This is a genomic window from Williamwhitmania sp. (assembly GCA_035529935.1).
In the GTDB taxonomy this organism is placed as follows: domain Bacteria; phylum Bacteroidota; class Bacteroidia; order Bacteroidales; family Williamwhitmaniaceae; genus Williamwhitmania.
Map to the genome: position 1 here is coordinate 1 of DATKVT010000113.1, position 11,709 is coordinate 11,709.

8 protein-coding genes are annotated in these 11,709 nt (G+C 37.9%); all 8 read left to right on the top strand.

The features are described 5' to 3' along the window. Window positions 1-998: 998 nt before the first annotated feature. The 8 genes from VMW01_08755 to VMW01_08790 all read left to right on the top strand — a co-directional run bounded on the left by VMW01_08755 (window position 999) and on the right by VMW01_08790 (window position 11,514). Window positions 999-1,727 (top strand): hypothetical protein, encoded by a 729-nt coding sequence (locus tag VMW01_08755; GenBank protein HUW06340.1) that lies wholly within the window; start codon window positions 999-1,001, stop codon window positions 1,725-1,727. A gap of 439 nt (window positions 1,728-2,166) precedes the next feature. Continuing rightward, entirely contained in the window at window positions 2,167-3,264 is a 1,098-nt protein-coding gene (gene xerA, locus VMW01_08760) for a site-specific tyrosine recombinase/integron integrase (GenBank protein HUW06341.1), read from the top strand. 171 nt (window positions 3,265-3,435) lie between these two features. Continuing rightward, window positions 3,436-4,509: a type I restriction endonuclease gene (locus VMW01_08765; protein ID HUW06342.1), complete on the top strand. Its 1,074-nt coding sequence runs from the start codon at window positions 3,436-3,438 to the stop codon at window positions 4,507-4,509. Between the two features lie 163 nt (window positions 4,510-4,672). Next, window positions 4,673-4,966 carry a hypothetical protein gene (locus tag VMW01_08770; GenBank protein ID HUW06343.1) on the top strand — a complete coding sequence of 98 codons (294 nt, stop codon included), beginning with the start codon at window positions 4,673-4,675 and terminating at the stop codon, window positions 4,964-4,966. Further along, the gene (locus VMW01_08775; protein ID HUW06344.1) at window positions 4,963-5,394 is read left to right on the top strand and encodes a hypothetical protein; all 432 of its coding nucleotides are present in this window, start codon (window positions 4,963-4,965) and stop codon (window positions 5,392-5,394) included. The genes VMW01_08770 and VMW01_08775 overlap by 4 nt, the downstream gene beginning before the upstream one ends. A 140-nt stretch (window positions 5,395-5,534) precedes the next feature. Further along, a complete protein-coding gene (locus VMW01_08780; GenBank protein ID HUW06345.1) occupies window positions 5,535-6,920 on the top strand; it encodes a potassium channel family protein in 1,386 nt (461 codons plus the stop codon). Between the two features lie 977 nt (window positions 6,921-7,897). Next, entirely contained in the window at window positions 7,898-10,564 is a 2,667-nt protein-coding gene (locus VMW01_08785; protein HUW06346.1) for an NB-ARC domain-containing protein, read from the top strand. Window positions 10,565-10,734: 170 nt separating this feature from the next. Beyond that, a complete protein-coding gene (locus VMW01_08790; protein ID HUW06347.1) occupies window positions 10,735-11,514 on the top strand; it encodes a hypothetical protein in 780 nt (259 codons plus the stop codon). The last annotated feature ends 195 nt before the right edge of the window (window positions 11,515-11,709 follow it).

An 11,709-nucleotide genomic window follows, 5' to 3' on the forward strand; every position in this document is an offset into this window, starting at 1 on the left:
CAAAAACGGCGGCTGTTTGAGCGAAGCGAGTATTGCCGTTTTAGCTCGCGAGGCCGTAAAGGGTCGGCGAGCAGCCAAGGCTTGATTTTTTCGTTCTTTTTTATCAAGAAAAAAGAACAGAAGAAATAAGTTGCGCACCTACGGAGCGCCAACGCCTCTCCTTATAAGCTCTACCAACGTTTGGCTCCTACGGAGCCTCGCGCTTTTTCGCGACCTAGGCTGTACTGCCAACAATGGTCCGTAAGCTCTATAAACCGTTGAAACGGTTCAGGCATTCCACCGGTAATTAATTACCCACGGTTGAAACCGTGGGCTATGACGTTCAATGGCGATAGTCCGAAGGCGAGCGCCCTAGGCTGCGCAGCCGGGGACCCTTAGGCCGAAGGGAGCGTAAAAACGGCGGCTGTTTGAGCGAAGCGAGTATTGCCGTTTTAGCTCGCGAGGCCGTAAAGGGTCGGCGAGCAGCCAAGGCTTGATTTTTTCGTTCTTTTTTATCAAGAAAAAAGAACAGAAGAAATAAGTTGCGCACCAACGGAGCGCCAACGCCTCTCCTTATAAGCTCTACCAACGTTTGGCTCCTACGGAGCCTCGCGCTTTTTCGCGACCTAGGCTGTACTGCCAACAATGGTCCGCAAGCTCTATAAACCGTTGAAACGGTTCAGGCATTCCACCGGTATTTAATTACCCACGGTTGAAACCGTGTGCTATGACTTTCAATGGCGAAGGTTCGAATGGTAATTCGAACTATGCTACCAACCGCGTTATCTACCTCCTTACACCACTTAGCTCCTGCATACCCCAATCCCCACAACCCTTTCAGAAAAACGTTCAACTTTTTTCAAAAAAATTTGCAATTGTTTAAAAAGTATGCCGTAACTTGGGTAAGCCTTTGATACGCAGCCTGTAGTTCGCCGCACGCAGCTTGCTGCATTTGTAAGAATGAGATGGTTTTTTTTCAGTGAATAACTTCATTTTCTAACCTTTAAAACGTTTCAACTATGTCAAAAGAAGATTTTGATTTAAATGCTGCGACGATTGAGGCAATAGCCGATGCAGCTAGTCCAGCCATTCCCATTGCAGCCATGCTGCAGGAGGCGGAAGATTTAAACGTGTGGTGCCAACCCGACAAGGCGCAGCTGGTGGCAGCCGGGCTCGACTGGACGCTGGTAGATAGCCTTCCGGCTCGGACGGGTGCCTGCCGCTACGCCCAGTCGCTGTGGCAGCAGCAGTACCAAAGCCGCGAGGAGGCACAGCGCGAGTGGGCTACCCGCTCACCCGAGGCCTACGCACTGCGCGACGAGCTGGTGCACCACTTCCTCTTCGCCTACCGTAACGCCCCCGACCTGCTCGCCCATGCCCGCCGTATTGCCGAAGGCGCCGGCCATGCCGACATGGTGCAGGATTTGGCCGACCTTGCCGTGCTGGGAAAGGCCAACCCCGCCCCGCTCGAGGCCGTTGGCTTAGATTTGGCCCAGCTCACCACCGCCGAAACCCTGGCCGAGGAGATGGCCGACCTGCTGGCGCGCAGCAACGGCGAGCGCATGAACGACAGCCAGCTGCGGGTAACCCGCGACAAGGCCTACACCTACCTCAAGCAGGCCATGGAAGAAATACGCCGCGTGGGCCAGTATATATTCTGGCGCAACGACGAGCGGCAGCGCGGCTACGTGAGCAAGTATATCCGTAAACATTCAAAATCGAACAAGGAGAACACCACGGAGCAGTAGTTCAGGCTCGGTAGCATCCAGCGCCACCCTTTTGCGGTGGCGTTTTTTTTAGCAACCCGCTGAACCCCTTTGCTAGGGCGGGTAAAACTTGCTAAGAAGGGGTAAACCATTGCTAAGAACACCCGAACCTTCGCTAAAATCGCCTAAACCATCGCTAAGAACACCCGAACCTTCGCTAAAAACGACCAAACCTTTCCTAAGAAGGCCCAAACCTTGGCTAAGAAGGTGTTAAAACTTGCAAGGGACACGCCAGCCAAGGGGTTGGGGTGGAATGATTATGACAATTGAACTTTATCCAGGAGAAGACAGCTCGGTGCATTCACGAGATTTACTTAACTTAGCCTCTGCAATTGCCTTCTTTCCATAAATTATATTGTTTTCCTTTCAAACGCTAATCTTTCGCTTGCAACAGCTGAATGTAAAACATATTCACCAAAAGATGCAAACCATTGTAACCCATCGAATCGTGCACCAGAATATGCCCCGGCTGGCGCTGGAATTTGCCTACGATGCGGCCCTCATAGAAAAGGTGAAGCAGGTGAAGGATGCCCGCTGGAGCCAATCGCTCCGGAGCTGGCACATCCCTCTAACCAGCGAAGCCTACGAGCAGCTGAAGGAGCTAACACTTGGCCTAGCCCAGCTGCAAAAGGGTGAGAGCCGACTCCCTTTGGAGATGAAGCCACCGTTGGGCCAACCAACCCCTGAAATAGCAGCCACGCTCAACGACTTTACGCGCTACCTTGAGCAGCGCCGCTACAGTCCACGAACCATTCAAACCTACGAACATGCGCTCAGGCAGTTTCTGCAGTGGATAGCCAAGCCAACCGATGCGATAACCAACGCCGACCTGGAGCGCTTTAACCACGATTACATCCTGGCCAACAGCTACAGCTTTGCATTCCAAAACCAGGTTATAAATGCGGTAAAGCTATACTTTAAAACGTTTTATGGCAGCCAGTTTAACGTGGAGATGGTGGAGCGGCCACGCCGCGAGCACAAGCTACCCAACGTGCTGAGCAAGGAGGAGGTAAAGCGCATACTGGAGGCCCACACCAACCTCAAGCACCGAACTATGCTTAGCCTGGTATACGCCTGTGGGCTCAGGCGAAGCGAGCTGCTAAACCTGAAGCCGATGCACGTTGACAGCAAGCGGGGGATAGTGACCATTCTAAATGCCAAGGGGAACAAGGATAGGATAGTGCCCATTTCGGAGAAGATGCTGGCGCTGCTAAGGGAGTACTACAAGGCCTACCGACCTCAGGTTTGGCTATTTGAAGGGCAGAATTTAGGCGAACAATACAGTGAAAAAAGTTTGCAAAGTGTGTTGAAGCAGGCCTTGACAAAGGCAAAGCTTTCGAAACCAGTAACGCTGCACTGGCTGCGCCACTCGTATGCTACGCACCTGCTGGAAAGCGGCACCGATTTGCGCTTCATTCAGGAGCTGCTGGGACACAAAAGCAGCAAAACAACAGAAATTTATACCCACGTGAGCACTCAGAGTTTAAAAAAAATAAAGTCACCATTTGATGATTTGTAAAAAAATAGGTAGCTTTGATATAAAGGATGACGCCCGTCAGACCTATCCACCCCAAAATGGGTGGATAAGGATGATTTTGTCAGACCTATAAACGAGTTGTGCCCAATAATATTAAATCGTTAAGCCCAATGATTACGTTACTTTTATAATATTAACTTTAAAATATTAACTATGGATTTCAAAGAACAGATTAAACAACTCGGTGATAAAATCTCGAAACTTAAAGACCAAGTTAAGACCGAAGAAGCTACAAAAAATGCGTTTGTTATGCCATTCATTCAGATTTTAGGCTATGATTTATTTAATCCAACCGAAGTAGCACCTGAATTTGTTACTGATTTCGGGGCAAAAAATGTTGAAAAAGTTGATTATGCTATCTTAAAGGATGGCCAACCTATTTTGATAATTGAGTGCAAACATCATATAGAAAATGTTGAAAAACACTACACTCAAACACATAAATATTTTCATTTAACTAAAGCTCGATTTGCTGTTCTTACAAATGGCATTCAATATAATTTCTATACAGACCTTGATGCTGCCAATAAAATGGACGAAAAACCATTTTTGAGTTTTGATATTACCAATATGAAGGAACAGCAAATTAAAGAATTAGCTAAGTTTCATAAAAGCGGATTTGACATTGGCTCCATTCTTAATACTGCAAGTGAATTAAAATACTCAAATGCAATAAGGAGCGTATTAACGTCAGAATTATCAAATCCAACTCCTGAATTTGTAAAATATTTCATTAAACGTGTTTATGAAGGTAATGCAAGCGAGAAAGTTATACTGCAATTTACAGACATTGTAAAACGCACAGTTGACCAAACCTTCACGGATATAGTTAGTGATAGATTGATGAGTGCAATTAATCAAACAAAGCAAGCTACTCCAGAAGCATCTGTTGAGAATTCAACCACCACTGATGAAGAGGAAAATAAGATAATTACAACTGAGGAGGAGTTGAATGGATTTTATATTGTTAAAAGCATTTTAAGGATAAAAATTCCAGCCGAAAGGATTGACTATAAAGATTCATTGAATTATTTTAGCGTTACACTTGATGATAGTAGTAGAAAAACAATCTGCCGTTTATGGTTCAATAGCCAAAAGAAAAAGTATCTTGGATTGCTTGATAATGAAAACAAAGAGACCAGATTTGAGATTGCTTCTTTAGATGATATTTACAATTATTCTACCCAACTTATTGAAAGAGTTGAGTATCTTGACGAACAAAAATAAAATTACTGGGCACAACACGCGGTCATAAAATATTGGGGTTTTATTGGTATGCCAAGCGCATCGCTCGCTGGCAAGGTTTCTGTCGGTTGATAGATTCGGAGCCACGAACTCCCCAACATTTCATACCGCCAACGTTGTGTGTTATTATGGAAAACCTCTACATATGCCAATAAGTATTTATAAACAAGAAACAGCAGAATCAATTGCTTGGTTATGCAATGATTACTGGGATTTACCAACTCAAATTGACGAATTGGAAGAATGGTTAAAAACTAAGTGCAAGAATTTGAAAGCTGACAAATATATAATTGATATTGCGTTTGACATAAGACCAAATGCGACTGGCGGTGGTTCTGCGATTAGTTCTGAATCAATGAAGATAATGGCTGAAAATAATATGGACTTGTTCTTATCAGAATATCCAAATCAGATTGAAGACTTAACAGAAGAAAAATGATTGAATTACCTAGTTTTTTATGTTATCCCCCATTAATTAGTGGATTGCTATTGGTTTTAATTATCGCAACTTATAAATGGACTTTTAAATCGACATTTAGAAAATTTTGGATAAGTTTTAGTCAATTTCTAATAATTTATACTTTGATTGTTGGTAGTGCTGCATCTACTGAAATTAAAATCAAAAAGGACTTAGAAAAATATGAACTTAACAATGAAGGTCTTTATTCGGAAAAAGAAGCTGCCGTTTTGTATGAAGCTACAATGGATAGATTGATAAACGATGTCGGAAGAAATTTTACTGTGTTTACAGGATTGTTTATCTCAGGGATATTTTCACTAATTACTTATTTTGTATTATGGGGATATGATAAATATAAGAGATTGAAAAAAGAGGATAAAGAAATAACAACACACAACCCACAATAAATGTAAGCGCTAAAACAGTTTGCAAAAGGCGAAATATTTTTAACTTTAATGCAATTAATAAACTGTAAAACAACTTGAAACAGCGCGCCTACGTTTATTGTCAACGTTACCTGCAATTTTATGACAAACAACCAGAAATCATGAGCATTGTCAACGAAATTTACAAAGAGGACTATAGTATCTCAGAAGATAAATTACTTGCTAAAGTAATCGACATACCTGAATTAACCGCAGAAGATTTATGGCTATTACCTCAATATGTTTTTGATGAATGGAGAAAGAAACATGACTATCCACGCATACTTGATAATTTTAAAAGAAGATTTAATAAGTTTACGGAATGGATGCAAGCCTATTCATTAACGGATGAAATTCTAATGGACGGTTATATATCATCCTTTATTAGAAATAAATATACAGAAGGCAAAAATGATTTAAAGTTTCATCTAGTATTAGTAACATATAAGGGAAAATCAAAGCATCAAGTCTGGTATAGTTATGATAAAAACAAAATTTATAATGCACAGAATATCACATACGAATATAAGGGGGAATTTATAAGTTATTTTGATTGGTGCGAAAGTAATAATATTGAAAATATAGAAATTAATGTGGAAAGATTACACCAAGCATCTGTCCAAGAGCAAGTTTATTACAATTTCGATTTAAAACTACTTAAAATGGGAGGAATAGAACCTCTTAAAAATGGGTTAGGCCAAATATTAAGACCAAAAAAAATTGAGTTTGTTAATTTAAATGGTTTAAAATTAAGTGATGAAATAAACAACAACAAATCAATTGAATTTATTTTTAGCACTGTTGACAATTTGATTTGCAGTCACTTGAAAGTGTTTTTTATTACATTTGATAACTCTAGTGTTAGAAATTTATATGTAGAAAACTCAGATATTAGTAATTGGGATTTTATTAACTCAAATACTTCTGGTAGAATTAAAGACTCTTCAACAAAAAACTTTCGAATTTGGGGTGGCCAATTTATACCCGTTTTCGAGAACACTGAACCTGAAGGCTTCGATGTTTACCATTCAAACTTAAAGCACTCAACAAAATTCGATAGAACATATAGAGCACTTTATAAAGCGAACAATGAGACTGGTAACTATAAAGAGGCTAACAAATTCAAAATACTAGAATTAGATTATAAAAGGAGCAATGCAGCTGGATTTTTCAATAAAGCAAGTTGGATGATTGATAAATATTTCTGGGGGTATGGAAAAGAACCTAAAAGAATTATACTGTTTTCTTCAATTATTATCTTATTTTTTGGTCTTTTATTATCATTGATTTCTCATCAAATAATACCCGACAAATTACTAATAACGCTAAACAGTTTTGAAATAGTCTTACATAGTATTTATTGCAGTGTAGTCACATTTGTAACACTGGGCTATAGTGATATATATCCAACATATGGTTTAGCTAGGTTTATAATTTCCATTGAAGCAATTTTAGGTGCTTTATCTATGGGTGCTTTAGTTGTAACTCTGACTAAAATGAAAGAATAAAAAACTGCAGGTAACAGCTGCTAAAAACCATTGGGGCAGATGGTTAGATAATATTTATTTTAGTATATTGCATTTATTTTAACGTGGGACAGAGATGCTGCTTCGAACTCCCCAACGGTTTTTAGCAGCAAACGTTGTGGCAAAGGTTGCGAGCGAAGAAAAAGGCATTCTTGTATCGTGATTCCTTTTCGGTAATGTTAACGGATTGATCTGATTTCCATGATTTCTAAGAGTTACTCAAAAAGGACACAAAACCAATAACGATTCTAAATTGCATAATGAGTTCTTTGATAATCTGATTTATTCGTGCGAATACCTATATTTAATGCGATTCATTTGATGCTTAGTAGAATGGCAAAAAGTGTTTCAACTTGATTGAGTTATAGGTTATTCTGATAATGGGACTGACCAGGCGAAGCATGGAAAAAAAGGTGTAATAACCTCGGATTATCAGGAGTAATTCAATTGACTCGGATCGATTTATTAAGAGGTAAAAAGGAGTAATTGGATAGCTGACAATTGACTGGAAAGCCAAAAAAAGAGAAAAGACTAAGTTTGAGCATTCCTAAAAACTTTAGCACTTTCGGCAAATAAGCCAACGCTCAAGGCCAACTTAATTTGCCAAAACAGCTAAAGTGCATTATTCCGTAAAATGACAACAGATAAAATCAAAACTCCAAAGCTCCTTGTCATGAAAACAAAGAGCTTTTCCAGTAAATAGGATACATTTCGTTTTCGATTGACCAAACAAAAAACTTATTTACATTTAATTTACAAAAGTAAAACCCATGCCACAACAAGCGGTCATAAGGCATGGCGGGGCTTTCCTGTTGCAAAGGGTATCACTCGCCTTTAAATTTGGTGTACATTGATAAGTATTCGCCCCGTAATCCGCCACGACCTCATACCGCAATCCGTTAGCGAAAACCGTAAACAACCATACTGCATATAATGAGACATAACAAAAGACAAATTAAATGGCAAAAATAACAGAAGTTCGACTGACCCTTGCGGCCTTTATTTATGGTGTTGAAATAGACCTAAAAAACGTAATTAAAAAACACATTGCACCTTTCCACGAAGACATATATTTTTTCAACGACAACGACCTTCAGTTAAAAGTGGCTGACAGATTTAACAAAGAAAATCCTGGCGTTGACTACAAAAAAAACTTAGAGGATATTGTTGATTTTTTAGATTTCGGAGACACATTTGTTATTCTTAAAAAGAATAATGTTTTTTTAACTAAGCCAACGAATGATTATATAAATTCGATTTTCAATGACTTAGTTTCGATAATTCCAGTTCGTAATCGAGTAATGCACACTCGACCTCTTTTAGGTGGTGATTTTGCAATTGTTTATGATTTTATTACAAAGCTTAAGACAAATGACCCAATTGAATGGAAGGCAACAATTGAAACAAGAAACCTAATTGAAAAAGACCCTTCATATGTGTTAACCCTAAAATTTCCGACTTCATCTTTTAGCAGTCAAACAAACAGAGTTATTCATAATTTACCAGTTCCAGACTTTGATGAAACAGGTTTTATTGGTAGAGTAAAAGATGTTGATGATGTAAAACAATTAATTTTTACTAATAAGGTTGTTACAGTTCTTGGTGATGGAGGAATTGGGAAAACCGCACTTGCTTTGAAGGTAGCTTATGATATTGTCGACTTAAATGAAAAATGTCCTTTTGAACTAATTATCTGGACTACTGCAAAAACAACAATGTTGACCGCAAAGGGTATTGAAGAAATATATACCACAATAACTGATTATACAGGGTTGATTAATGTTATTTCAGACACTTTAGACGCAAAAGTTGAAGATAATAAACTCACCTCAATTTTAGAATATTTAGACTTATTCAAAACACTAATAATAATTGACAACTTAGAAACCATTCACAATGAAGAAGTAAGGGATTTTATAAGGAAAGCACAAGTAAAATGCAATATTCTAATTACTTCTAGAATTGGATTAGGAGAGTTAGAATTTCCAAGAAAATTAAGCGGACTTACTGAAAATGAATCATCAAAATTAATTCGAGAAATTGCGAGAATTAGAAACAGTGACACACTAATGAAGCTTCCACCTAAGACATTAGTAGATATTTCTGAAAAGCTATATTTTAATCCACTTGCATTAAAATGGTTTGTAAATACTGTAGAAATGGGAATTTCTCCAGCAGAAGTATTGGCAAACAAAGACGATTTGTTAAATTTCTGCCTAACAAATGTTTATGAAAAGTTAAGCGATGGAGCAATTGCAATTCTAAAAACAATTAGAGCATCAAGAAGAAAGTTGACAACTGGTGAAATCATATACCTTTCGAACTTCCAACCTTTAGAAGTTCGCAAGTATCTGATAGAGCTTTTTAGAACAACTCTGGTTAACAGAGAAATAAAGGATGCAAACAATTTAGAAGAAGTATATTACTACATATCTGATTTTGCTAAGGACTTTTTATCCAAAAACTATCAAATTGAACCTGAATATGTAAAGTCATTGACGAAAAAATACAAAGCACTTGAAGAAGGATTAAAAGATATCAAGAAATATAGTCGTTACAACGAGTTTTCAATTAATGCCCTTTCATTTGAAACAGCAAATCAAAAAATATCAGCTAAATTCTTATCCGAAGCATTAAGCTACTCTAAGGTTGGAAATTTTGAGAAAGCATTACAAAAAATAAATGAAGCGAAAAATATTGATGCCAATTATTCCGAAGTATATCGTGTAAGTGCTTTTGTCAAAGCTACTCAAGGTGACATTTTGAGTGCTGAAGAAGATTATCAAATGGGATTAGAAATTGCACCAAACAATTTAAGATTACTTTTTTATTATGCACAATTTTTACTGTTTAGTCTTGAAGACAGTGACCAAGCATTAATTTATGCTCAAAGAGTTTACGACCAAAATCCAAATCACCCCTACACATCTTTCCTTTTTGCAAGATGTTACAATCATAATAGAGACTTCAACAAGGCAATTCAAATATTAAGAAATCTTCTTTCAAATAAAGACTTAGACCCTAAAAACACAAGAGTTGCATATACGGAACTTATTAGTTTGTATTCAAATACTGGACAAAGTTTACTAAGAGTTGAAACAGATATTGAAAATGCAATTAATCATTACAAAAAGGCATTTGAAACTTTTGAGGAATGTGTAGAAAAGAATATTATTGACTATAAGGTTCTTAAAAACTTTGTTGACTGCTTATACAGCTTTATTAATACAATACCAACAACAGAAATTGATAAGAACAAAGAGATTGTAAAGACACTCATTTCAAGATATGAAAAGCAAATTGCCTTAACTCATTTGTGTCACAGAACTATTATGAAGTATGCAGACAAATTTGATGATGACAGTTTTAATCATATGCTTGACTTTGAAATAGGCGGAGACAAGAAAATTGGGAATGTTACCAAAGGCAAGGCTGATGCAAATTTTGTGTTCATTGAAACAGATAATGATAGAATTTATGCAAATCGTTACGACTTTATTGACTGCTCTAGTTGGTTAGACTGGAAGAATTTACAAGATGGACAACTTGTATCGTTCGAGACAGGGACAAATCAACAAGGCGACTGTGCAAAGAATATTAAGTTGATATACACAAATGATAAGTGAGAGGAGAAACGGCATCCGCTAACACACAATATAAAACAGTTGGGGTTCAGTGGTTTGCGAGCATTTTGTTCTCGCATCAGCTTTTTCCTCGGTGGATAAAGACACGCTCCGAAAACCCAACCGTTTCATATTGTCAAACGTTGTAGCCAATTTTAGAAAAACCACTGCGAATGAGATATATATTTACGATACTGATTTTTTCGATTTCATTTTTTACTTTCGGACAGGCTTTGGATGGTTTTTCTATTCGAAATACCAGTGTGTCACAGGATTCTTTGCCCAAGTTTATAATCAAGATGAACGAAACTGAATATTTTTTAGATACTGTACCAGAATCAATAAATCCAAAATGGATTGAGAAAATTGAAGTTTTAAAAAGTGAAGAGCAAAAAAATATTTATGGAAACGGTAATGGAATTGTTTTGATTTACCCTAAAATAAAGTATTTCAAACAGATTAGTTTGTTGCTTAAAACAACTCCAAAGAATCAAGAGCAGATTGACAAACAGACATTGGATAGTATTTATATAAAAGCCTTAAACAGCCAGATTGATTTGCAATTATCGAGTGGATGGAAATTCATTGAGCCAAACGAACAGACTGAAAGGATTAAAAATAATTTTGACCATAATAGTGTTAATAAATTTCTTTCAGCAGATGAATTATTTGACTACGCCTATAAGCACGGCAAGTCATTAAAGTTATATAGAGTTACTCATAAACAGATTTCAAATGATACGATTGATATAAACTTCGGGGATTTGGCATTAAAAGTAAAAAGAGGAATTTTCTTTAAAAATGGACTTCATTTTCGAGAAGCAAATTATTCTCTTGCTTGCGGTGGAACAAATGGATATATACCTGATTTCAGATTTGTTTACGTCAAACAAACGAAGACTTGGAAAATAATTGGTGGTAGTTGTAAATCGCCAGAGTGGACAGATAAATAAACGATTAAAAGAAATAAAAAACTGGCTACAATCGAGTAGACTGCCCCGCCAGCGAAGCTGACGGGGAGAGCCTCTCACACCACTGTACGTACGGGTCTCGTATACAGCGGTTCATTAAGATGTGGCGCAATTTTCTCGTAGTATCCAAGCATCGCCTCATACCCTCTCTTGCGTAAGCGTTCAAGGGTAATGGTC